The following is a 25,500-nucleotide window of genomic DNA, read 5'->3' as shown; positions in this document are numbered from 1 at the left end:
CAGCGAACGGTTGACGGGTAGGGGCGTGTCCCGGTCCCGCTCAGTTACCGCCCATGTCGGCTGCGGTCATGCCGACGGGGTGTCCGGCCGGCCACTGCACGAGCTCGATCCGGTAGCCGTCCGGGTCGGTCAGCCAGGACGTCCGCAGCCCCGGTGCGGGCTCGGCCGGTGGTTCGGCCGGGACGCCCCGCGCGGCGAGATCGGTGATCGTGCGTCGAGGTCGGCGGTCTGGACGACGAGGTGGTTGACGGCCTCGGTGCTGGTCACGGGCCGTGTGGGGTCGTGGACGAGCTCGAGGCTGACGAACGGGTCGTCGGGCAGCGCGAGCATGGTGAGGCTGCCGAACGGGGTGTCGGGGACGCGGCCGAGCTCGCGGTAGCCGACGGCGGTGTAGAAGATCAGCGAGCGTTCCAGATCGGTGACGCGGAGTCCGAGATGGAGCATGCGCATGCACCGCAGCCTACGAACGTCCCGATGAGCTCGATGGCGGCGGCGGCGACGACCCACCGACCGACGGGCCGACGAGAGTGACCCCGGCAGGCACCGGTAGCGCCGGCGGCGTCGGGCCGCCGAAGCGACGAGGGGACGGCGAGCGATGTGGCACGAGGCGATCCCGTCGGCGCTGGGCGCGGCGATCTATCCGCCGGCCCTGCTGTTCGTCGCCTTCCTGCTGGCTCGCCCACAACCCCGCAAGCGCGCCCTCGTGTTCCTCAGCGGCGCCATGGCCGTCACCCTGGGGGTCGGCTTCGTGGTCGTGGTGCTGCTGCGGCGACTGGTGGTGGAGAGATCCTGGCATCGCTCGGTCTCGCCGTGGATCGATCTCGGCCTCGGCGTCCTGCTGATCCTCTTCGCCGTGGTGGTCGCTCTCCGGCCACCACGTGGGCCGAAGAAGCCCCGGGAGCGCCGCGAGCTCGGCCTGGTGAGCCTGTTCGCGATCGGCCTGGTGATGTACTCGCCGTCGCCGCTGTACCTCGCCTCGCTGCACGCGATCGCCGAGGGCCACGCCGGCGCCGCGGCCACGGCGTTGAGCGTCGTCCTGGTCGCCGTGATCTACATGTTGATGGCCGAGATCCCGGTCATCGCCCACGCCCTCCGGCCCGAGGCGACCCTCCGGACGGTGAGTGCGATCAATGACTGGCTGTCCCGGCACGGCGCCGCCCTGCTCTGCGTCGCCGCGGCCGTGTTCGGCACCTATCTCGTGATCTCCGCGGTCGTTCATCTGGTCTGACGGCGCTCGGCCTCGCAGGTCAGGTCGAGCCGGGCCCTCTGCCTCGACCCGACGTGACCGGGACGACCGCCGGTGCGCGGGCGCATCGTGGGTGCGCCTCGCGGAAGGGCTCCGCGGGCTTTTCCGGCCGGGTGACGTGGGCGCCGGCGGGACGGATGGAGATCGCGGGCGAGGGGAGCGGACGATGGGGATTCTCGGGTGGATCGTGCTGGGGCTCGTGGTGGGTGCGTTGGCCAAGCTGATCATGCCTGGTGACGACCCCGGTGGTGTCATCGTGACCGGTCTGCTGGGGGTGGTGGGTGCCCTGCTCGGCGGGTTCGTCGGTCGCGCGTTGTTCGGGGCGGGCCTGGGTGACTTCGATCTGCGGACGTGGGTGCTGGCCCTGGTCGGTTCGTTGATCGTGCTGGGCATCTACCGTCTCGTCGCGCGACGGCGCGCTCGGACGTGACCGGGTCGGCCGGTCCGACCATGTCCCGGCATGTCGGTGTGGAGGGGCCACGTTGCGAACGGCAGGGCGAAGCCCTCGGCCCGGACACGGTGCACCGTGATGTCCCATGTCGACCCTGAGGACGAGCACGCCGAACGCGGCGGACAGTGGCATCTTCTCCGCGGTCGAGGCGCGTCCTCGGCCGGGGCGTGAGGTGGAGCTCGCCGAGCTGGAGCGCACCCTCCGGGCGGCCATCGTCAGCACGCTCGCCGAGGCCGCCGGCCCGATCACGATCGCCTCGGCGCAACGTGGTGATCAGTACTCCGCCACGGTGCTCGGCGGCCCCGTCGAGTCCTCGGCGATCGGAGCGGTCGGCGCGCACCTGCGCGGCCAGCTCGACGCCGGGTGTCGCCACCTCGTCATCGACCTCTCCCGTGTCGGACGGTCGGACGCCCGCCTCATCGCGCTGCTGCGCAGGGTGGAGGCGAGGATGGCGGCGAGGGGCGGCGTACTCGAGCTGACCGGGCTCACCCCCAGGGTCCTGCACGACATGGACGACGATCCGCTCGAACGCGTGTTCGCGCTGTACCGGGCCGCGTTCGAGCGCGCCCGGCCGCCGGAGCTGTCCTGGGCCACCGTCCGCTGCCCGGGTGGGCTCGACGAGGTGGCCGAGCCCCACACGGCGGCCCGGCACCGCGCGATCATCGACACCGGTGCCTGACGAGCGGGAGCTGCGATCCCGGACGTCGATGGCCCCGACCGCGGGCGAGGTGGCGGCGGGCGAGGTGGCGGCCCGGGTCCTCGGTGCGAGCGTCGAGCGCTCGACCGACGCCCACGAGATGAGCCTGGTCCACCCGGACGGCCGACGGGCCGCACTCGAGGCGGCCGTCCTCGGCGAGCGGGACGATCTTCTCCTGGCGCACCTGCGCCGCGACTCGGACCTGCAGTGGACCGCGCCGGCTCGCTGGTGGTGGCAGGTGACGATCCACGACGTGCGCCGGTTGCCCCGGGTACGGGAGGTCTTCCCGGTGGTGGCCCGCATGTGCGAGGCCCATGGCGTCCCCGGCCCCTGCCACCTCCCCGCGCCCCTGATCTCGGCGGTGCCCGACCTGCACTGGCTGGTGCACACCGGGCCCGCGCAGCTGCTCGGTCACGCCGACTCGCTGGGTCTCCCCGCCACGGTGACCCTGTGCCCGGGAATCGCCGCGGACCAGGCGATGAGCAGTGTGGTGCCCGCACTGCGAGAGGCGCTGGCGGGCGGGCCGGCGGCGCGGGCCCTCCGCGCTCTGCAGCGGCGTCGGGCGGTCGAACGTCATCTCTTCCTGACGGTGGGCTGTGCGGGACTCTCGGCGGACGCGTTCGCCTCGCTGGTGCGGGCCGCAGGGGTCCCACCATCCCCTCCACCGGAGCACGACTGGCTGTCGCACCTGTGGTTGGCCCCGGTCCTGGGGCACGTGGTGTTCCTCTGGTCCCGTGAGGACGGCTGGAGCAGGCACGAGCCCTACGGTTGACCCCCGCGTCACATGATCAGGCGGAAGAGCGTGAAGGCACGCTCCCAGTGCTCCGTTCTCGGGTTGGTCAGGGCCGGGTCGATCACCTTGAAGGACCGCGCCAGGACGACGCTCAGTCCGCCGAACACCTCGGGCAACAGGTCCTCGGTCTCCTCGGAGAACGTGATGTCGCCCGGCGGTCGCCGCAGGTCCTGCCGGAGCAGTGCACGAACCTCGTCAGCCACGTCGAGCTCGTCGAACTCGCGCATCCGCTCGTGGAGCCCCTTGGTGATCGGGAGGTCGGCCGGGGCGATGACGTCCCGCCCGTTCCACGAGGCCGAGTTGCGACCCGTGATCGCGATGTCATCGATCATGGCGTCGACGAATTCGCGATAACGCCGGACGTCCTGCTTGTCGATGTCGACACCTGCCGCCGCTCGGAACATCCGCTGGAAGGTCCGGATCCCGGTGGGATGCGTCACCTCAGATCACCTCTCCCGACGCCGCGGTCTGTGAGCGAGCCGCACCTTCGCATCCCCGTCCCGTCGGGCGTACCGGCCCGCGGGGCGGAGCACCGGCCGGATGTCTCGCGCCGCCGGGGCCAATCCGGCGGGGCAGGCCGCGTGGGTGAACGGATCGACGGGCTGTTGGACCCGACGGGGTGAGCGTGGACGGCCGTCTTGCCGCTCGGATGTCGATGCGTCACCGCGGCGTGAGGTGTGACGGTTTCTGGCGCACATCGGTCCCGGCGGGCCGCGCGGGTGGTCCTCGCTCCTCGTCCGACTCCATCGGGAGACCGATCCCAGGCCCAGCACGACGAATCGAGGACAGAGGACGATGAGCGAGAACGCTTCCCGTGTCACGGCGCCGCCGACGCGTCCCGCGGTGCCGAGCGCACCGTCACGCCGGTCCATCGCCAGCTTCCGGAACTACGCCGACGCCGAGCAGGCCGTCGACGCCCTCTCCGATCGCGGTTTCCCCGTCCATCGGGTCGCCATCGTCGGGCGCGACCTCGAAGTCGTCGAGCAGGTCACCGGTCGCCTGGACTACCCCCGGGCCGCGCTGCGCGGCGCGGCCGGCGGCGCCGTCACCGGCGCACTGATCGGGTGGCTCTTCGGGCTGCTCAGCTGGATCATCCCGGTGATCGGCTGGCTCCTGCTGATGGTGTACGGCCTCATCTTCGGGGCGATCGTCGGTGCCCTGTTCGGGGTGCTGGTCCACGCCTTGCAGCGCGGGCGGCGCGACTTCGCCTCCGCCACGGTCATGCGCCCCCGGACGTACGAGCTGATGGTCGACGAGGACGTGGCCGCCGACGCCGTCCGGACCCTGGGGTGGGACCACTGATGGCCAGGGCAGTGGGTATCGACCTCGGCACCACGAACTCGGCGATCGCGGTCTACGAGGCCGGTGAGCCGTCCGTGCTCACGAACGCGGAGGGCGGGCGCACGACCCCGTCGTTCGTCGCGTTCACCGACAGCGGCGAGCGGCTCGTCGGCCAGCTCGCGCGCCGCCAGGCCATCCTCAATCCCAAGGGGACCGTCTACTCCGTCAAGCGGTTCGTCGGGCGCAAGTTCGAGGAGGTCGAGGAGGAGGCCGGCCAGGTCACCTACGACGTCGTGCCCGACGAGGACGGCAATGCGCGGATCGAGGTCCGCGGCAGGTTGCACGCGCCCGAGGAGATCAGCGCGATGATCCTGCGCAAGCTCGCCGACGACGCCGGTCGTGGCCTCGGCGAGAAGGTCACCCAGGCCGTGATCACCGTGCCCGCGTACTTCAACGACGCGCAGCGCACCGCCACCAGGGACGCCGGCAAGATCGCCGGACTGGAGGTGCTGCGCATCATCAACGAGCCGACGGCGGCCGCTCTCGCCTACGGGATGGACAAGCGCGAGCACGAGACCGTCCTGGTCTTCGACCTCGGCGGTGGCACCTTCGACGTCAGCATCCTGGACGTCGGCGACGGTGTCGTGGAGGTGCGGGCCACGGCGGGCGACACCCACCTCGGCGGCGACGACTTCGACCGTCGCATCGTCGACCACCTCGCCGACGCGTTCCAGAAGGAGAACGGGATCGACCTGCGGGCCGACGCCCAGGCGCTGCAGCGACTGTTCGAGGCCGCGGAGAAGGCGAAGGTCGAGCTCAGCTCGGTCAGCCAGACACAGGTCAACCTGCCGTTCATCACGGCGGACGCCAACGGGCCGAAGCACCTCACCACGACGATCATGCGCTCGACCTTCGAGCAGATCACCGCGGACCTGGTCGAGCGCACCCGGGGTCCGGTCGAACAGGCGATGGCGGACGCCAAGGTCGGAGAGAACGACGTCGACGAGGTCATCCTGGTCGGCGGTTCCACCCGCATCCCCGCGGTGCAGCAGCTGGTCCGCGGCCTCACCGGCGGGACCGAACCCAACATGACCGTCAATCCGGACGAGGTCGTCGCGGTCGGCGCCGGCATCCAGGCGGGCGTGCTCACGGGTGAGGTCTCGGACGTCCTGCTCCTGGACGTCACGCCCTTGTCCCTCGGCGTGGAGACGCAGGGCGGGGTGATGACGCGCGTCGTCGAGCGCAACACGACCATCCCGGTCCGCCGCAGCGAGACCTTCTCCACCGCGGCGGACAACCAACCGGCGGTCGACGTCGTGGTGCTGCAGGGCGAGCGGGAACGCGCGGCCGACAACCGGGTCCTGGCCCGCTTCCAGCTCACCGACATCCGGCCGGCGCCGCGAGGTGAGCCGCAGATCGAGGTGACCTTCGACATCGACGCCAACGGGATCCTCAACGTCACCGCTCGGGACAAGGACACCGGCGCCGAACAGAGCATCACCATCTCCGAGACGTCCACCCTGGATCAGTCCGAGGTGGAGCGGATGGTCCAGGAGGCCGAGAGCAACCGGGCGGCCGACGTCGCGCTCCGCGAGGAGATCGACGCCCGCAACGAACTCGACGCGACGGCCTACCGGGTCCAGCGTCGCCTGGACGAGCTCGGGGACGCGGCTCCCTCCCACGAGAGGGCCCGCGCCGAGATGCTCGTGGCCGACGCGCGTCAGGCCGTGGCCGACCAGGCGCCGCTCGAGCGGACCCGTGAGCTCACCGCCGAGCTGCAGGGGGTCCTCAGCGGGTTGCAGGCGGTCTCCACCACGGGGTCGGGCACCGACGGTGGTCCCACCGCAGGGACGCGGGGCGACGCCGGGTCGTCGGATGCCGGCGCCGACGATGACGTGATCGACGCCGAGTTCCATCGCGGCTGAGGCACCCACGATGACACAGCGCGATGTCGAGGCCGAGGCCGAGGCCGAGGCCGAGGGCGACGGGCAGCGGAGCGATCCGGGCCAGGAGGGCCGCCAGGACGGCGGGGACGCAGCGCCGGCCGACGGGAACGCGGAGCGCGAGCGCTCCGACGTCGCCGAGCTCGAGGACCGGTGGCGGCGGGCGCTCGCCGATCTCGACAACCTCCGCAAGCGGTACAGCCGCGAGCTGCCCCGGGAGCGGGCCGCCGAACGGGAACGGGTGGCTGCAGCCTTCCTCCCCGTGATCGACAACATCGACCTGGCGCTGCGGCACACCGACGCGGAGCCCGGGGCGATCGTCGAGGGCATGCGGGCCATCCGGGAGCAGGCGCTCGCGGTGCTCGCCCAGCTCGGCTTTCCCCGTCAGGACGAGGTCGGCAGGCCGTTCGACCCGGCTCGCCACGAGGTGGTGGCCGTCGTCCCGACGGAGGAGGGCTCCGAGCCCGGGGTGGTCGTGGAGGTGGTGCGCCCCGGCTACGGGGGATCGGAGCGGGCGTTGCGGCCCGCCACGGTGACCGTCGCCCGTGACCCGGAGAGCTGACCGGTGGCCCGCGACTACTACGAGGTCCTCGGCGTCCCGCGGAACGCGGACGCCGACGAGCTCCAGCAGGCCTACCGCAAGCTGGCTCGGGACAACCATCCCGACATCAACCGGGATCCCGCGGCCGAGGAGCGGTTCAAGGAGGTCAACGAGGCGTACCACGTGCTCTCCGATCCACAGCTCCGCGCACGGTACGACCGGTTCGGCGAGGACTTCCGTCAGGTCCCGGAGGACTGGGAGCAGCGTGTCCGGGCCGGCGGTGCCCGGGCGGGGGCCGGCGCGGGTCGACCGGGCGGCGGCGGCCGCACGGTCTACTCGACCGACGGCGACTTCGGCGACTTCGCCGACTTCGGCGGTTTCGGTGGTGCCGGTGGCGGCATCGACCTCGAGGACCTGCTCGGCGGCATGTTCGGCGGTCGGGCCGGACCGATCTCGGGCGCGGACCAGGAGGCGGAGCTGCCGCTGACCGTCGAGGAGGCCTACCGCGGCGGCCGGCGGCCGATCACCCTCGACGGGACCGCGGGGCCCCGCACCTACACCGTGACCATTCCGCCGGGGGTGACCGACGGGCAGCGCATCCGGCTCGCCGGTGAGGGCGGGCAGGGACGGGGCTCCGGCGCGGCCGGCGACCTCTATCTGGTGGTGCGCATCCTGCCGCACCCGCGGTACCGGGTGGACGGTCGCGACATCACGGTGTCCCTGCCCCTGGCGCCGTGGGAGGCCGCGCTAGGCGCCACGGTGCCGGTGACCACCCCGGGGGGCGAGACGAAGGTGACCGTCCCGGCCGGCTCCTCGACCGGGCGTCGCCTGCGGCTGCGCGGCGAGGGCATGCCCAGCCCCCGAGGCGTGCCCGGCGATCTCTACGCCGAAGTGAGGATCGCGGTGCCGCCGAGGCCGACCCCGCGGGAGCGGGAGCTGTTCGCCGAACTGGCCGAGACGTCGACGTTCGACGCGCGCCGCGACCCGGCGACCACCCGCGGCGTCGACGACACGGGAGGCGACGCGACACGGAGGGCGACGAGATGATGCTCCGCTACCTGCCGGTCCACCGGCCACACCGCCGGCTCGGCATCGATGCGCTCGCCCGCGGGAGCGGGGTGCACCCCGACATGTTGCGTCGGTTCGTCGCGCTCGGGCTCCTGCGGGCGGACCGGGACACCGGCGGCCGGCTGTGGTTCCCGCCCAGCGAGCTCGCCGCCGTCGCTCGTATCGAGCGGCTCCGCTGCGGCCTGTCCCTGAACTACGCGGCGCTCGGTGTGGTGATCGAGCTGCTGGACCAGATCCGTGCCCTCGAGGACGAGCTGCGCAGGCGACCCTCCACCGGCCCGGAGCGGAGCGACGCTGGACGGAGTGCGTGAATGGACCTCAACCGACTGACCCAGAAGTCCCAGCAAGCCCTGTCGGACGCCCAGGACCTGGCGACCCGGTCCGGGCACACCGAGGTCGACGGTGAGCACCTGCTGCTCGCGCTCGTCGATCAGCCGGACGGCTTGGTGCCCCGCCTGCTGACCGGCCTCGAGGTCGACCTCGACGGGCTGCGGGGAGCCCTCGAGGTCGAGCTGCAGAACAAGCCGCGCACGACCCGACCGGCCACCCAACCCGGCCAGGTGTCGGTGACCCAGCGGCTCGCCCGGCTGCTGCAGGCCGCCGAGCGGGAGGCGAAACGTCTCTCCGACGAGTACGTCTCGGTGGAGCACCTCCTCGTCGCGCTGACCGACGAGGGACAGAGCACGCCGGCCGGGCGGGTCCTGGACCGCTTCGGCGTGAGCCGGGACCGGCTGCTGGCCGAGCTCACCGGCGTGCGCGGCAACCAGCGCGTCACCTCCGCCAGCCCGGAGGGCGCCTACGAGGCCTTGACGAAGTACGGCCAGGACCTGGTCGCCGCGGCGCGGGCAGGTCGGATGGACCCGGTCATCGGCCGCGACGCCGAGATCCGTCGCGTCGTGCAGATCCTGTCGCGCAAGTCCAAGAACAACCCGGTGCTGATCGGCGATCCCGGGGTCGGCAAGACCGCGATCGTGGAGGGGCTGGCGCAGCGCATCGTCAACGGCGACGTGCCCGAGGGCCAGCGCGACCGCACCATCTTCGCCCTCGACATGGGGCTGCTGGTGGCGGGCGCGAAGTACCGGGGCGAGTTCGAGGAGCGGCTCCAGGCGGTGCTGTCCGAGATCAAGGCCGCCGAGGGCCGGATCCTGCTGTTCGTCGACGAGATGCACACCGTGGTCGGGGCCGGAGCGGCCGAGGGCTCGATGGACGCCAGCAACATGCTCAAGCCGATGCTCGCCCGCGGTGAGTTGCACATGATCGGTGCGACCACGCTCGACGAGTACCGCAAGCACGTGGAGAAGGACGCCGCGCTCGAGCGTCGCTTCCAGCCCGTGTACATCGACGAGCCGACCCTCGAGGACACGATCTCGATCCTGCGCGGGCTCCGCGAGCGGCTCGAGGTGTTCCACGGCGTCCGCATCCAGGACAACGCGCTCATCGCCGCCGCCACCCTGAGCCACCGGTACCTCACCGAGCGGTTCCTGCCGGACAAGGCGATCGACCTGGTCGACGAGGCGTGCGCCCGGCTACGGACCGAGATCGACTCGATGCCCGCCGAGCTGGACGAGATCACACGCAGGGTGATGCGTCTGGAGATCGAGGAAGCGGCCCTGGCGAAGGAGGACGACCCGCCGAGCGTGGCCCGTCTCGACCAGCTGCGCCGCGAGCTCGTCGACCTGCGGGCGGAGGCCGACGCGATGCGCGCCCAGTGGGAGGCCGAACGGCAGGCCATCCGCCGGGTCCAGGACCTCCGCGCCGAGCTGGAGCAGGTCCGGCACGACATCGCCGACGCCGAGCGCCGCTACGACCTCAACCGCGCGGCCGAGCTGCGCTACGGCCGGCTGACCGAGCTGGAACGCAAGCTCGAGGCCGAGCAACAGCATCTGGCCGGCAAGCAGTCGGGGAGTCGTCTGCTGCGCGAGGAGGTCACCGCCGACGAGATCGCGGAGATCGTCTCACTCTGGACCGGCATCCCGGTGACGCGGCTGACCGAGGGCGAGCGGGACAAGCTCCTGCGTCTCGACGAGGTGCTGCACGAGCGGGTCGTCGGCCAGGACGAGGCCGTCCAGGTGGTCGCGGACGCGATCATCCGCGCACGGTCCGGGGTGAAGGACCCACGGCGGCCCACCGGATCGTTCATCTTCCTGGGCCCCACCGGCGTCGGGAAGACGGAGCTGGCGAGGACCCTCGCCGAGGCGCTGTTCGACTCCGAGGACAACGTCGTCCGCATCGACATGAGCGAGTACCAGGAGCGGCACACGGTGTCCCGGCTGGTCGGTGCGCCTCCCGGCTACGTCGGATACGACGAGGGTGGGCAGCTCACCGAGGCGGTGCGCAGGCGGCCCTACGCCGTGGTGCTCTTCGACGAGATCGAGAAGGCGCACCCCGATGTGTTCAACACGCTGCTCCAGGTCCTCGACGACGGCCGGCTCACCGACGCGCAGGGCCGCACGGTGAACTTCCGCAACACCGTGATCATCATGACCTCGAACATCGGGTCGCAGTACCTCCTCGACGGCGTCACCCCGGACGGCCAGCTCAAACCCGAGGCCCGCGAGCTGGTCATGGGTGAGCTGCGCGCGCACTTCCGACCCGAGTTCCTCAACCGCGTGGACGAGACCGTGCTCTTCACCCCGCTCGCCCTCGACGAGATCGAGCGGATCGTGGAGCTGATGGTGCGGGACCTGGGCCGCCGCCTCGCCGACCGCGACATCGTGCTCGAGATCGACGAGGAGGCGCGGCACCTCATCGCCCGCGAGGGCTACGACCCGGTCTACGGCGCCCGCCCGTTGCGCCGGTTCATCGCCCGCGAGGTGGAGACCCGGATCGCCAGGGCGCTCCTGCGCGACGCCGTGCCGGACGGTGCGGTGGTCCGCGTCGAGGCGCGCGAGGGCCAGCTCGTGGTCACGCACGAGGAGCAGCCGGCGGGGAGCCGGGCATGAGCGCCCCGGCCGAGCAGCGCGCCTCGACGGTCCGCTGCCCGCACTGCGGGCGCGCCAACCGCGTGCCGGCGGCCGCGGAGGGCACCCCGAGCTGCGGCCACTGCCACCGCCCGCTGCCCTGGGTCACCGACGCCGGGGACGACGACTTCGCCCAGGTCGCCGACCACACGTCCCTCCCGGTCCTGGTGGACCTCTGGGCGCCGTGGTGCGGGCCGTGCCGGATGGTCAGCCCGGCCCTCGAGCAGCTCGCCGTCGAGCTCGCCGGCCGGATGAAGCTGGTCAAGGTCGACGTCGATCAGTCGCCCAGGATCGCTGCGCGGTTCGCCGTCCAGGCGGTGCCCACCCTGATCGTCCAGCGTGGCGGCGACGTGCTGGCCCGCCAACCCGGCGCGATGCCGCTCGCCGCCCTGCGCGAATGGGTGCAGGGAGCGCTGCCGCCCGATCGACCCGAGGAGCAGACGTGACCCTGCCACCCGACCCGCACCTGGCCCTCGTCCGCCCGGTGGCGCCGCACACCCGCGCGGGGTGCGAGGACTGCCTCCGGATCGGCTCGGCGTGGGTGCACCTGCGGCTCTGCCTCACCTGCGGTCACGTGGGGTGCTGCGACTCCTCGCCGCACCGGCACGCCCGCGCGCACGCTGGTGCGCAGGCCCACCCGATCGTCGAGTCCTTCGAGCCCGGCGAGTCGTGGCGCTGGTGCTTCGTCGACGAGAGGATGACATGAGCCCGTCACACACGGCCGGGTCGCACGACACCGGGACCTCGTCGACCAGGACCCAGGACCTCTCGGCCGCCTTCCCGCGGCTGGAGCAGGCCCAGATCGACACGCTCGCGGAGCACGGCGAGCGCCGCCCCGTCCGCCAGGGCGAGGTCCTGGTCGTCGAGGGCGAGCCGGACCCGGCGTTCTTCGTCGTCCTCCGGGGCAAGGTCGCCGTGGTCCAGGGCTACCAGACCCCGGACGAGAGGTTGGTGCGGGTCCACGGCCCCGGTCGCTTCCTCGGCGAGCTGGGCCTGCTGACCGGCCAGGTCTCGTTCTTCACGACCGTCGTCTCGGTCGCCGGTGAGGTGCTGGCCGTGCCGGTGGAGCAGGTGCGCCGGTTGGTGGACGAGGACTCCGGCCTCGGCGACGAGATCCTGCGGGCCTACCTGGTGCGGCGGAGCCTGGCGATCGGGCTCGGGGTCGGCTTCCGGATCATCGGCTCCCGGTTCTCGGCGGACACGGCGCGACTGCGCGACTTCGCCAGCCGCAACCGGCTCCCGCACCGGTGCATCGACCTGGAGACGGACGTCGAGGCCGAGCGCACGCTGCGACAGCTGCGCATCGGTCCGCGCGACACGCCGCTGGTCGTCTGGCGACATCACCTGCTGCGCAATCCGAGCAATGCCGAACTGGCCGCGATGATCGGGCTCCCCGCACCGACCGACGACGCGCCCTCCACCTGCGACCTGCTCGTCGTCGGGGCCGGGCCGGCCGGTCTCGCGGCGGGCGTCTACGGCGCCTCCGAGGGCCTGCGCACCGTGGTGCTGGACGCGGTCGCGGCCGGGGGGCAGGCGGCGACCTCGTCCCGGATCGAGAACTACCTCGGCTTCCCCGCCGGCATCTCCGGCGGGGAGCTGGCCGAACGGGCGGTGATCCAGGCCGACAAGTTCGGCGCGCACACGCGCATCCCGGCGAGCGCGATCGGACTGGAGCGCGACGACGGCCAGTACACCGTCCGGCTGGACAGCGGTGCCTGCACCACCGCCCGCACCGTCATCGTGGCCACCGGCGCCCGGTACCGGAAGCTCCCGGTCCCGCGTCTCGAGGAGTTCGAGGAGAGCAGCGTCTTCTACGCGGCGACCCCGATCGAGGCGCAGGTGTGCGCCGACGACCCCGTCGTGGTCGTCGGTGGCGGGAACTCGGCCGGGCAGGCCGCCCTGTTCCTCGCCGACCACGCCCGCACCGTCCGGATGGTGGTTCGGGAGCACACCCTCGACGAGTTCATGTCCAGTTACCTCGCCGACCGGATCCTGTCGGACGGGCGCATCGAGGTGCTGGTGCACACCGAGGTGCGGGAGCTCGTCGGCGAGCGGGGTGTGTTGGAGGCCGTCGTCGTCGAGGACACCGTCAACGGCGAACGGCAGCGGGTCGAGGCCCGGGAGCTCATGGTGTTCATCGGCGCCGAACCGTGCACCGGGTGGCTGACCGGAGCCGTCGACCTCGACTCCGGCGGATACGTGCGCACCGGTCCCTCGGCGGCCGACCGCGGTGGCGGGGCGTTCTCCGAGATCGGCCGCGCGCCGCTGCCGCTGGAGACCAGCGCGCCCGGGGTCTTCGCCGCCGGGGACGTGCGCAGCGGGTCGGTCGCGCGGGTCGCCTCGGCCGTCGGCGAGGGCGCCATGGCGGTCCGGCTGGCGCACGAGCACCTCAGCAGCCGCACGGCGACCTGATCCCGCGGGTCGAGCGCCGGCTCCCGATTTCGGCCTCCCGGAACGCGGCTGCGCGGCACGAACGCGGATCAGACTGTCGGTTCCACGATGTCGGGAGGCTCCATGACCGCCACCTCGAGTCGCCAGGCCGGTTCACAACCCCGGCTGCACCAGCACGGGGGGGAGGTGCAGGCCTTCGGCACCGTTCGGCACTTCCCGCTCGGGCTGTCGCACGACACGCGGCTCTACTCGTGCCAGCGGCTCAACCGGGTGCTGGCCGATTCCCAGGTCCTCCATGCGCTCTACAAGAAGCACCACTGGCTCGTGCGCGGCCACACGTTCTATCCCCTGCACCTGTTGCTCGACAAGCACGCCGACGAACAGCGTCAGCTCATCGACTCGGTGGCCGAACGTGTCCAGACCCTCGGTGGTGTCGCCGTGGGCGATCCGAGGCACACCGCCGAGATCACGCAGATCCCGCGCCCACCGAACGGTGTGGAGCCGGTGCCGGGCATGCTCTCGCGTCTGTTGGACGCGCACGAGACCATCCTCATCGACGCGCGCGACGCCGCCGGCCGGGTCGCCGACCAGGGCGACGAGGGCAGCAACGATCTGCTCGTCTCCGGGGTGATCCGCACCGGAGAGCTGCAGGCGTGGTTCCTCGCCGAGCATCTCGTCGACACGCCTCTCGTCAGCACTGACCGTGGGCGCGACGACCCCTGACCGCCCACGACCGTTCGGGAGGTCCGCCGGCGAAGGTCAGCCGTCGCCGACCAGCTTCGTCCCCGTGGGTCGAAGAGGCCGGCACGGTCCTGCGGCACGTTGGCGCCGTGTCGGAGAACCTCATCGAACGATCCTTCTCGAACGTGGCCGGCGGAGGGCCGGAGCCGGTGAGCGCCGGTGCCCCGCCCGAGGCGCGACTGCAGTGCGAAGCCACCCTCAAGACCCTTGCCGAGGTGGTCGGCGCGGGACACCACGGCCGGTCGATCATCGCGATGCGGACCTACGCCGGCAGGTGCCTCGCGGTCGCGGTCGGTGGCGCCGTCGATCCCCCGATGCTCGACCGGATCCGGGCGTTGCACGACGATCCCCACCTTGCGAGCCTGTCACGCGACGTCCTGGTCCTGGATCTCTCCCAGGTCCGGGACTCCGCGCGAGGCCTGACCACGGTCCTCGACCAGCTCCGCCGGGATCGCGTCCGTGACGGGTGCCGCGTGGAACTGTGGGGACCACCCCCGCTCCTCGCCGACGAGCTCGATCGGGCCACCCTGACCGAGGTCTTCACGATCTTCGACGCCGTGCACCGGGCTGCGGTCACCACGGTGCCGCGTCCTCGGGCAGGTCATCTCCGCCCGGAAGCGGGAGCGTGACCCTGGAGAGGCCCGGCCGGGGCGCACCGTGCAGCGCTGCGCCGAGGGTGGGGTAGACCTCGAACAAGGTCTCGTCGCCGAGGACCGCCCGCGTCACGCCGGGTGCGTCGGGGTCGGTGACGACGCGGAGGTCGACGTCCGCGTCGCCCGCCTCGTAGGCGAGGTCACGGAGCACGGCGGAGGCGGCGGTGGGCTCGACGACCCGGACGGCCGTCAGGTCGATCACGATCGGGTGGGCCGAACGCGCGAGGAGGGCCCGGGCCCGGCGGCGCAGCTCAGGCGCGCCCGTCGCGTCCAGGGTGGTGCCGACCCTGATCATGCGGGCGTCGGTCGGCGAGTCAGAGATCGACCACCGCGGTCGGTGGGGGCCGGGGTCGACGCCCTCGCCGGCGGGACGAGGGTCCACCCGCTCATCGTCGGTGTCCATCGAGCTGGCCTCCGCCGGACGGGCCGGCGAGGGTCCCCTCGTCCTCGAGGGCGCCGCCGGCGTCACTGGCACGCGATCTGGAAGTTCAGGTGGAGGCACGAGCCTGACAGCGCGATGTGCCGTGGGTCGATCCGCTCACGGCAGTCCCCGGCCGTTCGCCGACGGGCCGGTCCGGTCAACGGCCGTGCAGCGTCGCCCCCGGCGGGCGGTCGTCGACCCGGCGGGGCGATCACCAGGGATCGTGGATCGCCCCTGCGGCACGAGGGCCGGGCCACGTTTTCGGCCTCCCGGATCGACGCCGCCGGGCCCGGCGGCTGCGAGGGTCGTCGGAGGCGAAGAAGGATGATCGGCAACACGCAGTTGCCGGTGCGTCCGGTCCCGGACCGCTCGACGCCACCGTGGCGCCGGCGACCTGCTCGAGGCGAAGCCCGAAGGGCTGCTGCTGCCGCTTCGCCCCCGGGCCGCCGAGCGCAGGGCCGGCGGAAGTCGATCAGGTGGAGAGCCGACATGACACAGGCAACGGAGTGGGTCGCCTACCGGGGTGCGCCCCTGTACGACGAGGACGGGAACGTCATCGGCAACATCGAGGAACTCCTCATCGAGACCGACGACGGCCCGCCGATCTGGGCCGTCGTCGTGAACGAGGCGGCCCCCGCGAGGCGCTCGTACGTCCCGATGCGTGGCGCCCGCCGCAGCGAGGACGGCCAGGGCCTGCAGGCTTCCGTCAGCGGCGAAACGGTCCGCGACGCGCCCAGCACCCAGCACGACGACGACCTCTCGGGCGAGCAGGAGCGCCAGCTGTACGAGCACTACGGGCAGACCTATCCGGACCGGCAGACATCGGAGGAGAGCAGCAGCGAGAACGGCAAGCCGGGCCTCCTGCAGCGCCTGCTCGGCCGCGATTCGCGCTGATCTACGAGCAGGTGGGCATCCACCGCAGCTCGTAGCGCCGCGCTCACCGGATTCTCGCGGAGCACGGCTCGCGGCCGCTCGACGACCTGGGGGTCGACCGCGCCGGCCCGATTCCGCACCGCCTCCGTAGCCGCTGACGGCTCGGCCTCACCCCGCGAGCTGCCTCCCCGTCTCCCCTCGGCGCGTCCGGCCCGGTCCTCTCCGGGCTCACGAGACGCCGGCCCAGGAAGGAACCCCGATGCCCGAACACCCCCACGTGACGACGGTGTCCACCGCCGCACCGCGCACCCCGACCCGTGCCCGACGAGGTCCCGCTGCGACCGACCCGCTGCCCGGCGCCGTCGATGACGGACTGCAGTGCCTGCACAACCTCGCGCTCGTCCAAGGCGTCATCGGCGCCGGCGACGTCGAGCATCGCCTGCGCACCGCGCTGAGCGCGAGTCGCCCCGACGAGCACGGGCGCGCCGCCGCTCGGGTCGCCTGCGCCCATCTCGCCGCCGGCGACCTCACCGACGCCTACTTCGCCCTGCTCACCGCCCGCGACCAGCTGTGGGAGACCCCCTGAGTTCGTGCTCCTCGGCTCTCAGCAGACTTCGGACCAGACCCCGGCCCCACACCGTGGACCGAGGCTGTCGATGGAGATCACCGTGCGACCCAGGAAGGCTCTCCCATGGCGGACACGAAGAACGGACCGGAGCTGCACCCGGTGACCGAGGAGCTCGCGACCGGAAAGAACTTCGCGGCCGTCGCCACGGTGCTGCCCAGCGGCCTGCTGCAGAACCAGATGCTCTGGGTCGGGATCAAGGACGGCTCTCTGGTCCTCAACACCGAGACCCACCGCAAGCGCTACGAGAACATCGAGGCCGACCCGCGGATCACGGTGTTGATCCGCGACGAGAACGACCCTTACCGCTACGCCGAGGTCCGCGGGACGGTCACCCGCACCACCACCGGGGACCAGGCCCGCGAACACATCGACGAGCTGGCCCACCGCTACCTCGGCACCGACTACCCACCCGAGGGCATCAAGTCCGAGCGCGTCATCCTCTGGATCACCCCGCAACGCCAGACGATCATCGACCAGAACAAGGACACCAGCGACTGAGCTCGCCACCGGCGTGGCGGGCAGGTCGGGGGACTACCGGTTGCGCGGGTCGCTGCCCGACAGGTGCTCCTGCCCGGTGGCGCCGGCGGCGAGCTCGCCGGGCGACGGTCGGGGCGAGCCCGCGTGGGCCTCGAGCCGGAGCCGGGCGGCCATGTGCGGGTAGTGCAGCTCGAACGCCGGGCGCTCGGAGCGGATACGGGGCAGCTCGGTGAAGTTGTGCCGCGGCGGCGGGCAGGACGTCGCCCACTCCAGCGAGTTGCCGTGGCCCCAGGGGTCGTCGACCTCCACCGGACGCCCGTAGCGGTAGCTGTGGAAGACGTTCCACAGGAACGGCAGCGTCGAGGCCCCGAGGATGAACGCCCCGATCGTGGAGACGGTGTTGAGCATGGTGAAGTCGTCGGTGGCCAGGTAGTCGGCGTAGCGGCGCGGCATGCCCTCGTTGCCCAGCCAGTGCTGCACCAGGAACGTCATGTGGAACCCGATGAACGTCAGCCAGAAGTGCACCTTGCCGATGCGCTCGTCCATCATCCGGCCGGTCATCTTCGGGAACCAGAAGTAGATGCCGGCGTAGGTGGCGAACACGATCGTGCCGAAGAGCACGTAGTGGAAGTGCGCCACCACGAAATAGCTGTCGTTGAGGTGGAAGTCCAGCGGCGGGCTGGCCAGCAGGACGCCGGTGAGACCGCCGAAGAGGAACGTCACGAGGAAGCCGACCGAGAACAGCATCGGCGACTCGAAGGTCAGCTGGCCACGCCACATCGTGCCGATCCAGTTGAAGAACTTGATGCCGGTCGGCACGGCGATGAGGAACGTGGTGAACGAGAAGAAACCCAGCAGTACCGCGCCGGTGGCGAACATGTGGTGTGCCCACACCGCGATCGACAGCGCGCCGATCGAGATCGTCGCGAAGACCAGCGTCTTGTAGCCGAACACCGGTTTGCGGCTGAACACCGGGAAGATCTCGGTGACGATGCCGAAGAAGGGCAGGGCGACGATGTAGACCTCGGGGTGACCGAAGAACCAGAACAGGTGCTGCCAGAGGATCGCGCCGCCGGCCGCGGGGTCGTAGATGCGCGCGCCGAGATGCCGGTCGGCCTCTAGCGCCAGCAGCGCCGCGGTGAGGATCGGGAACGCCGTCAGGATGAGGAACATCGTCACGAGGATGTTCCAGGTGAAGATCGGCATCCGGAACATCGTCATGCCCGGGCCGCGCATGCACACGATCGTCGTCACGAAGTTGACGGCACCGAGGATGGTGCCCAGCCCGGCCACGACGAGTCCGAGTGCCCACAGGTCCTGCCCGAGCCGGGGCGTGTAGGCGATGTCCGAGAGCGGGGTGTACGCGTACCACCCTGCGGACGCGGCGCCGTCCGGGGTGAAGAACCCGGAGACGACGATGATCCCGCCGAAGAGGAACAGCCAGTACGAGAACGCGTTCAGCCGCGGGAACGCGACGTCCGGCGCGCCGATCTGCAGCGGCATGATGTAGTTCCCGAACCCGAAGACGATCGGCGTCGCGTAGAGCAGCAGCATGATCGTGCCGTGCATGGTGAACAGCTGGTTGTACTGGTCCACCGAGAGGAACTGCAGACCGGGCTGGGCCAGCTCGGCGCGCATCAGCAGCGCCATGAGCCCGCCGACCAGGAAGAACCCGAACGACGTGACCAGGTACAGGATCGCGATGTCCTTCGGGTCGGTCGTCGACAGCGCCCGGACCAGGCCCGCGCCCGGCCGCGCGCGCCGCGGGGGGTGAGGTGGGGTGACGATCGGGGCGGGTGCGGCGCTGCTCATCGCCCGACCGTGCGGCGCCGGCGGCGGGAGGTCATCGCCCTGGCCGATGCAGCGTCGCCGGGCGTCTCGTCCCGTCGGGCCGAGCGCGCGCAGCCCTCGACCCGCCAGGACGGACCCGCGCGGACCCGGCCTCGCACGTGAGGTCGAGAACCGCCCCTCGACCTCGACCCGACGTGACCGCGACGGCCGACCGTGCGGCGGCGCATCGTGGGTGCGCCTCGCGGGACGGCTCCGCGGGCCCACCCGGCTGCGTCACGCGGGCGCGGCGGGACGGATCGAGTTCGCGGGCGAGGGGAACGGACATGGGCATTCTCGGATGGATCGTGCTGGGACTCGTGATCGGCGCGCTGGCCAAGCTGATCATGCCCGGTGACGACCCGGGTGGCGTCATCGTGACCGGTCTGCTGGGGGTCGTCGGCGCCATCCTCGGCGGATTCGTCGGCCGTGCGCTGTTCGGGACCGGTCTCGGCGATTTCTTCGACCTCCGGACGTGGGTGCTCGCCCTGGTCGGTTCGTTGATCGTGCTGGGCATCTACCGTCTCGTCGCGCGACGGCGCGCTCGGACGTGACGGGGGCCGGCCGGTCCGAGTCCGTGGACGACACCCGGTCGGTGACGTCGGGCTCGGCGGGCGGAGGGGTCTCCGGCGAGGCTCCTCCGCGGGTCAGCGGCGACGGGGGCACCACGAGCCTGGTCGCGGGAACGACGTTCTGCCTCTCCGCCGCCGGCGGTGACGTCGTCCCGGGTGGGGTGCAGGGGCTCTTCGTCGACGACACCCGCGTGGTGTCCGGCTGGAGGCTGTGGATCGACGGAGCCCCGGTCGAGCCCCTCGGCGTCCTCGAGGCCGAGCGGTACCGCGCCACGTTCGTCGGGCGTGCGCCGCCGCGGAGAGGCCGGGCCGACGCCACCCTGCTCATCCAACGCAGCCGCACGGTCGGGGACGGCATGGTCGAGGAACTGTGCATCCGCAACCTCGCCGCCGAGGCGGCCGGGTTGACCGTCGAGCTCGAGGTGGAGGCCGACTTCGCCGACCTCTTCGAGGTCAAGGAGAGCCGCGTGGACACACGTCCGCGGATCGCGCTCGAGGACGAGGAGCACGCGGTGACCTTCGTGCTGGCGTCCTCGCCGCACCGATCGCGGATGCGTGTGATCGGCGCCGGGGAACCGGCCACCACGGGCGCGACGTTCCGGCACACGGTCCTCGTTCCCGGGCGGGCGACCTGGACGACCCGGTGGTCCGTGGGTGTCGCGTTGGGCCCGCAGGACACGTTGCCCGCGGCCGACGAGGGGTTCCCGGAGGGTGAGGCGGCCCGACGGATGGCCCGGTGGCGGCTGTCGGCGCCGGTGGCCGAGACGCCGAGGCCGGGCCTGGAGACCACCCTGCGCACCAGCTCCGAGGACCTCGGCGCGCTGCAGATCGGCGATCCCGCCCACCCCGACCGCCGGGTCGTCGCAGCCGGGGCTCCGTGGTTCATGGCGCTGTTCGGCCGTGACTCACTGATCACCAGCTTCATGGCGCTGCCCCTGGACCAGGAGCTCGCCCTGGGGACGTTGCGGATGCTCGCCGACCTGCAGGGCGACAGGGTCGAACCGCTCACCGAGGAGGAGCCCGGGCGGATCGTCCACGAGGTGCGCTGCGGCCGTGAGGGAAGCGTCAGCCGGGTCGGGTCCTCGGCCTACTACGGCACGGTGGACGCCACTCCGTTGTTCGTGGTGCTGCTGGGTGAACTGCACCGCTGGGGCCTGGCGGGTGCGGAGCTGCGCGAGCTGCTGCCCGCGGCGGACCGGGCGATGGCGTGGGTGCAGCGCTACGGGGACCGCGACGGCGACGGCTTCGTGGAGTACCGGCGGGCCTCCGACCGCGGGCTGGTCAACCAGGGCTGGAAGGACTCGTTCGACGGGGTGACCACGGCCTCCGGGCGCATCGCCGAGCCGCCGATCGCTCTGGCGGAGGTGCAGGGCTACGTGTACGCGGCGCACCTCGCCCGTGCCGAGCTCGCGGAAGCCATGGACGACCCCGGCACCGCGGCCGACCACCGGGGACGTGCCGAGGTCCTGCGCGAACGCTTCGACGAACGCTTCTGGTTGCCCGATCGCGGGTGGTACGCGATGGCGCTCGACGGTGAGAAGCGCCCGGTGGACGCACTGACGAGCAACATCGGGCACTGCCTCTGGTCGGGGATCGTGCCTCCGGAGCGGGCGAGCCGCGTGGCCGGCCACCTGGTGGGGGAGACGATGTGGACCGGATTCGGGGTCCGGACGCTCGCCTCGGACATGGGCGCCTACAACCCCATGGGGTACCACACAGGGTCGGTGTGGCCGCACGACAACGCGCTGCTCGCGGCCGGACTCATGCGCTACGGGCACGTTCCCGAGGCGCAGAAGGTGGCGCTGGGGATCCTCGATGCCGCCCGCGCGTTCGGCGGACGCCTGCCCGAGCTCTTCTGCGGATTCGACCGTGACGAGTTCCCGGCCCCGGTGCCCTATCCCACGTCGTGCTCGCCGCAGGCGTGGGCGGCGGCGACCCCGGTCTCGCTGCTCCAGACCCTGCTGCGCTTCCACCCCGACCTGCGGTGTGGGCGGCTGGGCTTCGAGCCCGCCCTACCTCCGGCGATGCTGCCGTTCCGGGTGGGCAACCTGTCGCTGGCGGGAGCACGGCTCGAGCTCGAGGTCGACCGGGACGGCTGGGACGTCCACGGTCTGCCACCGCACGTGGCTCCCACTCCGACGCCTCCCGGCCGCTCCTGACCTCCGAGGTCAGGAGGCCGGACGGGAGGCGACCGATCGCCGACCGCGCGCGGCGACGCGCCGGTACACGCGCTCGTAGCCGGCGGCGAGCCGACCGTCGGAGAACCGCTCCTCGACGGCGGCGCGGCAGTCCCGCGGATCGAGCTCGTGCACCCGCCGCAGCGCCGCCGCCAGCTCGGTGGGTCGGTCGCACACCCAGCCCGTCCGGGCGTCGTCGACCACCTCGGGCACCGCGCCACGACGCAGCGCCACCACGGGGGTGCCGCAGGCCATCGCCTCGATCATCACCATGCCGAAGGGCTCCTCCCAGTCGATGGGGAACAGCAGGCAGCGCGCTCCGGCCAGCAGCTCGACCTTGCGCCGACCGCCGACCTCGCCCAGCCACTCCACGTCGCCACCCAGCCGGGGCGCCACGGCGTGCTCGAAGTACTGCACCTCGGTGTCCTCACGACACTTGGCCGCCATCACCAGCGGGATCCCGGCCGCGCGGGCGGCATCGATGGCCCACACCGGACCCTTGTCGGGGCTCATCCGTCCGAGGAAGACGGCGTACTCGTCCTTCGCGACGCGGAACGGGAAGCGGTCGGGTCGCAGGCCGTTGGGCACGGTCGCGGCCCATCGCGCCGTCGACAGGAGCTCGCGCTGGGCGTCCGACAGCGCGACGAGCGCGGCGCGAGCAGAGAGCGTCCGGTAGTACTCGCCCATGTCGCCGCGGACCGGCCCGTGCGCGGTGACCACCGTGGGGATCCCGTGCGCCGCGCCGACCAGGGGGCCGGCCAGGGTGTTGTCGTGGACCACGTCGACGGCGAGGTCGTCCAGCAGTTCGGGTAGCCGTGCCGCCTGGACCACTTCGGGCAGCGCCCGGCCCATCAGACGAGGGTCGGCGACGGGACCGGTCCGGCGGAACGCCGCCGTGGTCCCGTGCTCTCCCGGGCCCAGCAGGGTGACGTCGACGCCGCGGGCGACGAGGGCGTCCACGAGGTCGCTGCACACCGACTCCACGCCGCCGTAGGCGTCGGGGGGGAGCTCCAGCCACGGCGGCGCGACGACCGCGACGCGCAGCGGTGTGCCGAGGTCGCCGTCGGTGGTCCCGACCGGCTCGATGGTCGAGGGTCGACGTGCGGCCCCGTTGCCTGTTCGTGCGGGTGCCGGGTCGATCGCGCCCATCGCCGCCGTCTCCGCCCACCCCGTCACCGCACGCCTCCTCCGGCCTCGACCGCTCTCGGTCACCGCTCCGACACGGTGCAGGTACGTCGACGGCGGGGGCATCGCCTCGGCAGGTCACATCCGAGCGGCGCGGCCCCGCCCGTCGGGTCGAGCCGCCCTCCGGGCGCCGGGGCGGCACGGCCCCGATCTCTCCGGGTCGAGGCTCGACACCCGATCGGCGGGCGCCCTACACGGGACGGACCACATCTCGACCCGGCGGGACGGAATCGCCGCCGCGGTGTCCACCCCGTCGTAGGAGATCGCCCGCACCCCGTCTGCGGTGCCGCCGCCGGGACCCACCCTCGCCCCGAACGACATTCCTGCTGTCCTCCCGGAGGAGATCTCCATGGCAGACGAGCTACGCGGCCTGCGCGTCGCGATCCTGGCCACCGACGGCGTCGAGCGGGTGGAGCTCGAAGCACCACGCGGCGCCCTCTACGGGGCGGGCGCCCGCACCGAGCTGTTGTCGATCCACGACGGCGAGATCGCCGCCCGGCAGTTCGACCTCGACCCGGCCGGCACGTTCCCGGTCGACCGTCAGGTCAGCGACGCCTCGGTGGACGACTACGACGCCCTGCTCCTGCCCGGGGGCACGATGAACCCCGACCAGCTGCGCACCGACCCCGACGCGGTCGCGTTCGTGCGCTCGTTCATGGAGACCGGGAAGCCGGTCGCGTCGATCTGCCACGGCCCGTGGACGTTGGCCGAGGCCGACTGCGTCCGCGGGAAGCGGCTGACCTCGTGGCCGAGCATCCGCACCGACCTGCGCAACGCCGGGGCCGAGGTCGTCGACGAGGAGGTCTGCGTGGACGGCCAGCTCACGACCAGCCGCAGCCCGCAGGACATGCCCGCGTTCTGCGCCGCGATCGTCGAGCAGTTCGCCGCCGTCCCCGCCGGCCGGAGCTGACGACCCCGTCCCGCCTACGCGCCTCGAAAGGAAACGATCATGAAAGCACTCGTCTACCACGGACCGCGCCAGGTGAGCGTCGACGACGTCCCCGACGCCCGCATCGAGAAGCCCACCGATGTCCTGGTCCGCATCACGTCCACGAACATCTGCGGCTCGGACCTGCACATGTACGAGGGGCGTACGGACTTCGAGGAGGGCCGGATCTTCGGTCACGAGAACCTCGGCGAGGTCGTGGAGGTCGGCGACGCCGTCGACAAGGTCGCGGTCGGGGACATGGTCTCCGCGCCGTTCAACGTCAGCTGCGGGCATTGCGAGAACTGCGAGCACGGTCTGACCAACTACTGCCTGCGCGCCAACGAACCCGGCCTGGCGGGCGCCGCTTACGGGTTCGCCGACATGGGCCCCTGGCCCGGCGGGCAGGCCGAGTACCTGCGCGTCCCGTGGGGCGACTTCCAGTGCCTGCGCCTGCCCGAGGACGCCCGGGACAAGCAGGACGACTACGTCATGCTCTCGGACATCTTCCCCACCGGCTGGCACGCCACGGAGATGTCCGGGCTGAAGCCGGGGGAGAGCATCGTCATCTACGGCGGCGGCCCCGTCGGACAGATGGCCGCGCTCTCGGCCGTCACGAAGGGCGCCTCGAAGGTGATGGTCGTCGACCGCCACCCCGACCGGCTGCGGCTGGCCGAGCAGATCGGGGCGATCCCGATCGACGACTCGCAGGGCTCGCCGGTCGACCAGGTCATGGAACAGACCCAGGGCCGGGGCGCGGACCGCGGATGTGAGTGCGTCGGGTACCAGGCGCACGATCCGCAGGGGAACGAGGACAACGCTGACACCCTCAACAAGCTGGTGTCCTCGGTGCGGTTCACCGGGGGGATCGGCACCGTCGGGGTGTTCGTCCCGCAGGACCCGGGTGCCCCCGACGAGCTCGCCCAGCAGGGCAAGGCCCGCTTCGACTTCGGGAACTTCTGGTTCAAGGGCCAGCAGATGGGCTGCGGGCAGGCCCCGGTCAAGCGCTACAACCGCCACCTGCGCAGCCTGATCGCCGCGGACAAGGTCAAGCCCTCGTGGATCGTCTCCCACGACCTGTCGCTGGAGCAGGCGCCGGAGGCCTACAAGCACTTCGACGCCCGCGAGGACGGCTGGACCAAGGTCGTCCTGCACCCCGGCCAGACGAGCAACGGGTCGGGGAGGGAGAACGGATGAGCAGAGTGGTGGTCGATCCGACGAACTGGGCCGACCGGGCCGTCGGCGCCGTGCGGGGCCTGGTCGGTTCCGCCGGCCAGACTCCCCGGGAGCAGGCTGCCCCTCCGGGCCGGTGGCTGGCGGTCACGATCTACCGGCAGATCGACGACGTCCAGACCCAGGTGGACGGGTCCGGCCCACTGAGCAGGATGCGCGGCGAGATCGAGCTGACCGTGCGCCCGGCACCGGGCGACAAGGGCACGGAGCTGGCGGTGCGTCCGACCGCGCCCGACGGGGGCTCGGCCGACCTGCGCCGGTCGTTGCGTGCGGCGCTGCGCGAGACCAAGTCGATCCTCGAATGCGGGGAGGTCGTCGAACCGTCCCGCCCGGGATCGAGCCATCCCGGTCCGGCCGGGCAGGTGCTGCGCGCGGTCACCCGCCGGGCGTGGGGGGAGGGGCGACTGTGAAGGCCTT

General features: G+C 72.1%; 28 protein-coding genes. 23 read left to right on the top strand and 5 right to left on the bottom strand.

Annotation, left to right across the window (positions count from 1 at the left end):
* Window positions 1-129: 129 nt before the first annotated feature.
* Window positions 130-450, bottom strand: a complete 321-nt coding sequence (locus ACQPYN_RS23760; protein WP_433028505.1) for a VOC family protein — start codon at window positions 448-450, stop codon at window positions 130-132.
* Window positions 451-595: 145 nt separating this feature from the next.
* Here ACQPYN_RS23760 and ACQPYN_RS23755 point away from each other — a divergent pair, with 145 nt between their 5' ends.
* The 4 genes from ACQPYN_RS23755 to ACQPYN_RS23740 all read left to right on the top strand — a co-directional run bounded on the left by ACQPYN_RS23755 (window position 596) and on the right by ACQPYN_RS23740 (window position 3,166).
* Window positions 596-1,228, top strand: a complete 633-nt coding sequence (locus ACQPYN_RS23755; protein WP_433028503.1) for a GAP family protein — start codon at window positions 596-598, stop codon at window positions 1,226-1,228.
* Window positions 1,229-1,412: 184 nt separating this feature from the next.
* A complete protein-coding gene (locus ACQPYN_RS23750; protein WP_433028501.1) occupies window positions 1,413-1,676 on the top strand; it encodes a GlsB/YeaQ/YmgE family stress response membrane protein in 264 nt (87 codons plus the stop codon).
* 106 nt (window positions 1,677-1,782) lie between these two features.
* On the top strand, window positions 1,783-2,376 hold the full coding sequence (locus ACQPYN_RS23745) for an STAS domain-containing protein (protein ID WP_433028499.1): 594 nt from the start codon (window positions 1,783-1,785) through the stop codon (window positions 2,374-2,376).
* On the top strand, window positions 2,369-3,166 hold the full coding sequence (locus ACQPYN_RS23740) for a hypothetical protein (RefSeq protein ID WP_433028497.1): 798 nt from the start codon (window positions 2,369-2,371) through the stop codon (window positions 3,164-3,166). The genes ACQPYN_RS23745 and ACQPYN_RS23740 overlap by 8 nt, the downstream gene beginning before the upstream one ends.
* An 8-nt stretch (window positions 3,167-3,174) precedes the next feature.
* Here ACQPYN_RS23740 and ACQPYN_RS23735 read toward each other — a convergent pair whose 3' ends face one another.
* A complete protein-coding gene (locus tag ACQPYN_RS23735) occupies window positions 3,175-3,627 on the bottom strand; it encodes a DUF1931 family protein (RefSeq protein ID WP_433028495.1) in 453 nt (150 codons plus the stop codon).
* Between the two features lie 355 nt (window positions 3,628-3,982).
* On the opposite strand from ACQPYN_RS23735, the gene ACQPYN_RS23730 reads away from it, so the two are divergent.
* The 11 genes from ACQPYN_RS23730 (at window position 3,983) to ACQPYN_RS23680 (ending at window position 14,741) form a co-directional block, all read left to right on the top strand.
* Window positions 3,983-4,489, top strand: a complete 507-nt coding sequence (locus ACQPYN_RS23730) for a general stress protein (RefSeq protein WP_433028493.1) — start codon at window positions 3,983-3,985, stop codon at window positions 4,487-4,489.
* Window positions 4,489-6,393: a molecular chaperone DnaK gene (gene dnaK / locus ACQPYN_RS23725; RefSeq protein ID WP_433028492.1), complete on the top strand. Its 1,905-nt coding sequence runs from the start codon at window positions 4,489-4,491 to the stop codon at window positions 6,391-6,393. The genes ACQPYN_RS23730 and dnaK overlap by 1 nt, the downstream gene beginning before the upstream one ends.
* Before the next feature lie 10 nt (window positions 6,394-6,403).
* Window positions 6,404-6,973 carry a nucleotide exchange factor GrpE gene (locus ACQPYN_RS23720; protein ID WP_433028490.1) on the top strand — a complete coding sequence of 190 codons (570 nt, stop codon included), beginning with the start codon at window positions 6,404-6,406 and terminating at the stop codon, window positions 6,971-6,973.
* Window positions 6,974-6,976: 3 nt separating this feature from the next.
* A complete protein-coding gene (locus tag ACQPYN_RS23715) occupies window positions 6,977-7,999 on the top strand; it encodes a DnaJ C-terminal domain-containing protein (RefSeq protein ID WP_433028488.1) in 1,023 nt (340 codons plus the stop codon).
* Window positions 7,996-8,331: a chaperone modulator CbpM gene (locus ACQPYN_RS23710; RefSeq protein WP_433028486.1), complete on the top strand. Its 336-nt coding sequence runs from the start codon at window positions 7,996-7,998 to the stop codon at window positions 8,329-8,331. Before ACQPYN_RS23715 ends, ACQPYN_RS23710 begins: the two co-directional genes overlap by 4 nt.
* The gene (gene clpB / locus ACQPYN_RS23705) at window positions 8,332-10,962 is read left to right on the top strand and encodes an ATP-dependent chaperone ClpB (RefSeq protein WP_433028484.1); all 2,631 of its coding nucleotides are present in this window, start codon (window positions 8,332-8,334) and stop codon (window positions 10,960-10,962) included.
* Window positions 10,959-11,426 carry a thioredoxin gene (gene trxA / locus ACQPYN_RS23700; RefSeq protein ID WP_433028482.1) on the top strand — a complete coding sequence of 156 codons (468 nt, stop codon included), beginning with the start codon at window positions 10,959-10,961 and terminating at the stop codon, window positions 11,424-11,426. The genes clpB and trxA overlap by 4 nt, the downstream gene beginning before the upstream one ends.
* A complete protein-coding gene (locus ACQPYN_RS23695) occupies window positions 11,423-11,686 on the top strand; it encodes a UBP-type zinc finger domain-containing protein (RefSeq protein ID WP_433028480.1) in 264 nt (87 codons plus the stop codon). The genes trxA and ACQPYN_RS23695 overlap by 4 nt, the downstream gene beginning before the upstream one ends.
* Complete coding sequence (locus ACQPYN_RS23690) at window positions 11,683-13,392, top strand: FAD-dependent oxidoreductase (RefSeq protein ID WP_433028478.1); 1,710 nt, start codon at window positions 11,683-11,685, stop codon at window positions 13,390-13,392. The genes ACQPYN_RS23695 and ACQPYN_RS23690 overlap by 4 nt, the downstream gene beginning before the upstream one ends.
* A gap of 102 nt (window positions 13,393-13,494) precedes the next feature.
* Window positions 13,495-14,094 carry a Dps family protein gene (locus tag ACQPYN_RS23685; protein ID WP_433028476.1) on the top strand — a complete coding sequence of 200 codons (600 nt, stop codon included), beginning with the start codon at window positions 13,495-13,497 and terminating at the stop codon, window positions 14,092-14,094.
* A 107-nt stretch (window positions 14,095-14,201) separates the two neighbouring features.
* On the top strand, window positions 14,202-14,741 hold the full coding sequence (locus ACQPYN_RS23680; protein WP_433028474.1) for a hypothetical protein: 540 nt from the start codon (window positions 14,202-14,204) through the stop codon (window positions 14,739-14,741).
* On the opposite strand, the gene ACQPYN_RS23675 is transcribed toward ACQPYN_RS23680, so the two are convergent.
* Window positions 14,686-15,168: an STAS domain-containing protein gene (locus ACQPYN_RS23675; protein ID WP_433028472.1), complete on the bottom strand. Its 483-nt coding sequence runs from the start codon at window positions 15,166-15,168 to the stop codon at window positions 14,686-14,688. The genes ACQPYN_RS23680 and ACQPYN_RS23675 overlap by 56 nt on opposite strands.
* A gap of 507 nt (window positions 15,169-15,675) precedes the next feature.
* Between ACQPYN_RS23675 and ACQPYN_RS23670 the strand changes: the two genes are divergently transcribed.
* The 3 genes from ACQPYN_RS23670 (at window position 15,676) to ACQPYN_RS23660 (ending at window position 17,185) form a co-directional block, all read left to right on the top strand.
* A complete protein-coding gene (locus tag ACQPYN_RS23670; protein WP_433028470.1) occupies window positions 15,676-16,080 on the top strand; it encodes a PRC-barrel domain-containing protein in 405 nt (134 codons plus the stop codon).
* A 238-nt stretch (window positions 16,081-16,318) separates the two neighbouring features.
* Window positions 16,319-16,645 (top strand): hypothetical protein, encoded by a 327-nt coding sequence (locus ACQPYN_RS23665; RefSeq protein ID WP_433028468.1) that lies wholly within the window; start codon window positions 16,319-16,321, stop codon window positions 16,643-16,645.
* A gap of 105 nt (window positions 16,646-16,750) precedes the next feature.
* The gene (locus ACQPYN_RS23660; RefSeq protein WP_433028465.1) at window positions 16,751-17,185 is read left to right on the top strand and encodes a TIGR03618 family F420-dependent PPOX class oxidoreductase; all 435 of its coding nucleotides are present in this window, start codon (window positions 16,751-16,753) and stop codon (window positions 17,183-17,185) included.
* 33 nt (window positions 17,186-17,218) lie between these two features.
* Here the strand turns inward: ACQPYN_RS23660 and ctaD are convergent, their stop codons facing one another.
* A complete protein-coding gene (ctaD, locus tag ACQPYN_RS23655) occupies window positions 17,219-18,976 on the bottom strand; it encodes an aa3-type cytochrome oxidase subunit I (RefSeq protein WP_433028462.1) in 1,758 nt (585 codons plus the stop codon).
* A 302-nt stretch (window positions 18,977-19,278) separates the two neighbouring features.
* Here ctaD and ACQPYN_RS23650 point away from each other — a divergent pair, with 302 nt between their 5' ends.
* Both ACQPYN_RS23650 and ACQPYN_RS23645 read left to right on the top strand, forming a co-directional pair.
* Entirely contained in the window at window positions 19,279-19,545 is a 267-nt protein-coding gene (locus tag ACQPYN_RS23650; protein WP_433028459.1) for a GlsB/YeaQ/YmgE family stress response membrane protein, read from the top strand.
* A 23-nt stretch (window positions 19,546-19,568) separates the two neighbouring features.
* On the top strand, window positions 19,569-21,722 hold the full coding sequence (locus ACQPYN_RS23645) for an amylo-alpha-1,6-glucosidase (protein ID WP_433028456.1): 2,154 nt from the start codon (window positions 19,569-19,571) through the stop codon (window positions 21,720-21,722).
* A 9-nt stretch (window positions 21,723-21,731) separates the two neighbouring features.
* On the opposite strand, the gene ACQPYN_RS23640 is transcribed toward ACQPYN_RS23645, so the two are convergent.
* Window positions 21,732-22,916: a glycosyltransferase family 4 protein gene (locus tag ACQPYN_RS23640; RefSeq protein WP_433028453.1), complete on the bottom strand. Its 1,185-nt coding sequence runs from the start codon at window positions 22,914-22,916 to the stop codon at window positions 21,732-21,734.
* Between the two features lie 358 nt (window positions 22,917-23,274).
* Here ACQPYN_RS23640 and ACQPYN_RS23635 point away from each other — a divergent pair, with 358 nt between their 5' ends.
* Genes ACQPYN_RS23635 through ACQPYN_RS23625 form a run of 3 tightly spaced genes read left to right on the top strand, consistent with a single transcriptional unit; the run spans window position 23,275 to window position 25,493 of the window.
* Window positions 23,275-23,835: a type 1 glutamine amidotransferase domain-containing protein gene (locus ACQPYN_RS23635; protein WP_433028450.1), complete on the top strand. Its 561-nt coding sequence runs from the start codon at window positions 23,275-23,277 to the stop codon at window positions 23,833-23,835.
* A 39-nt stretch (window positions 23,836-23,874) separates the two neighbouring features.
* Window positions 23,875-25,047 (top strand): glutathione-independent formaldehyde dehydrogenase, encoded by a 1,173-nt coding sequence (locus ACQPYN_RS23630; protein WP_433028447.1) that lies wholly within the window; start codon window positions 23,875-23,877, stop codon window positions 25,045-25,047.
* On the top strand, window positions 25,044-25,493 hold the full coding sequence (locus ACQPYN_RS23625; protein WP_433028444.1) for a hypothetical protein: 450 nt from the start codon (window positions 25,044-25,046) through the stop codon (window positions 25,491-25,493). Before ACQPYN_RS23630 ends, ACQPYN_RS23625 begins: the two co-directional genes overlap by 4 nt.
* Window positions 25,494-25,500: the final 7 nt, after the last annotated feature.

The organism is Actinomycetospora sp. CA-053990 (assembly GCF_050948445.1).
Lineage (GTDB): Bacteria > Actinomycetota > Actinomycetes > Mycobacteriales > Pseudonocardiaceae > Actinomycetospora > Actinomycetospora callitridis.
Note: the sequence above shows the minus strand (reverse complement) of the source record. Positions and strands in the feature narration are given on the sequence as shown.

Bases quoted from the DNA above. Each gene is read 5' to 3' on its own strand.
- ACQPYN_RS23760 (WP_433028505.1), bottom strand. From the start codon at position 450: ATGCGCATGCTCCATCTCGGACTCCGCGTCACCGATCTGGAACGCTCG.
- ACQPYN_RS23755 (WP_433028503.1), top strand. From the start codon at position 596: ATGTGGCACGAGGCGATCCCGTCGGCGCTGGGCGCGGCGATCTATCCG.
- ACQPYN_RS23750 (WP_433028501.1), top strand. From the start codon at position 1,413: ATGGGGATTCTCGGGTGGATCGTGCTGGGGCTCGTGGTGGGTGCGTTG.
- ACQPYN_RS23745 (WP_433028499.1), top strand. From the start codon at position 1,783: ATGTCGACCCTGAGGACGAGCACGCCGAACGCGGCGGACAGTGGCATC.
- ACQPYN_RS23730 (WP_433028493.1), top strand. From the start codon at position 3,983: ATGAGCGAGAACGCTTCCCGTGTCACGGCGCCGCCGACGCGTCCCGCG.
- dnaK (WP_433028492.1), top strand. From the start codon at position 4,489: ATGGCCAGGGCAGTGGGTATCGACCTCGGCACCACGAACTCGGCGATC.
- ACQPYN_RS23720 (WP_433028490.1), top strand. From the start codon at position 6,404: ATGACACAGCGCGATGTCGAGGCCGAGGCCGAGGCCGAGGCCGAGGGC.
- ACQPYN_RS23710 (WP_433028486.1), top strand. From the start codon at position 7,996: ATGATGCTCCGCTACCTGCCGGTCCACCGGCCACACCGCCGGCTCGGC.
- clpB (WP_433028484.1), top strand. From the start codon at position 8,332: ATGGACCTCAACCGACTGACCCAGAAGTCCCAGCAAGCCCTGTCGGAC.
- trxA (WP_433028482.1), top strand. From the start codon at position 10,959: ATGAGCGCCCCGGCCGAGCAGCGCGCCTCGACGGTCCGCTGCCCGCAC.
- ACQPYN_RS23690 (WP_433028478.1), top strand. From the start codon at position 11,683: ATGAGCCCGTCACACACGGCCGGGTCGCACGACACCGGGACCTCGTCG.
- ACQPYN_RS23685 (WP_433028476.1), top strand. From the start codon at position 13,495: ATGACCGCCACCTCGAGTCGCCAGGCCGGTTCACAACCCCGGCTGCAC.
- ACQPYN_RS23675 (WP_433028472.1), bottom strand. From the start codon at position 15,168: ATGGACACCGACGATGAGCGGGTGGACCCTCGTCCCGCCGGCGAGGGC.
- ACQPYN_RS23670 (WP_433028470.1), top strand. From the start codon at position 15,676: ATGACACAGGCAACGGAGTGGGTCGCCTACCGGGGTGCGCCCCTGTAC.
- ACQPYN_RS23665 (WP_433028468.1), top strand. From the start codon at position 16,319: ATGCCCGAACACCCCCACGTGACGACGGTGTCCACCGCCGCACCGCGC.
- ACQPYN_RS23660 (WP_433028465.1), top strand. From the start codon at position 16,751: ATGGCGGACACGAAGAACGGACCGGAGCTGCACCCGGTGACCGAGGAG.
- ctaD (WP_433028462.1), bottom strand. From the start codon at position 18,976: ATGAGCAGCGCCGCACCCGCCCCGATCGTCACCCCACCTCACCCCCCG.
- ACQPYN_RS23650 (WP_433028459.1), top strand. From the start codon at position 19,279: ATGGGCATTCTCGGATGGATCGTGCTGGGACTCGTGATCGGCGCGCTG.
- ACQPYN_RS23635 (WP_433028450.1), top strand. From the start codon at position 23,275: ATGGCAGACGAGCTACGCGGCCTGCGCGTCGCGATCCTGGCCACCGAC.
- ACQPYN_RS23630 (WP_433028447.1), top strand. From the start codon at position 23,875: ATGAAAGCACTCGTCTACCACGGACCGCGCCAGGTGAGCGTCGACGAC.
- ACQPYN_RS23625 (WP_433028444.1), top strand. From the start codon at position 25,044: ATGAGCAGAGTGGTGGTCGATCCGACGAACTGGGCCGACCGGGCCGTC.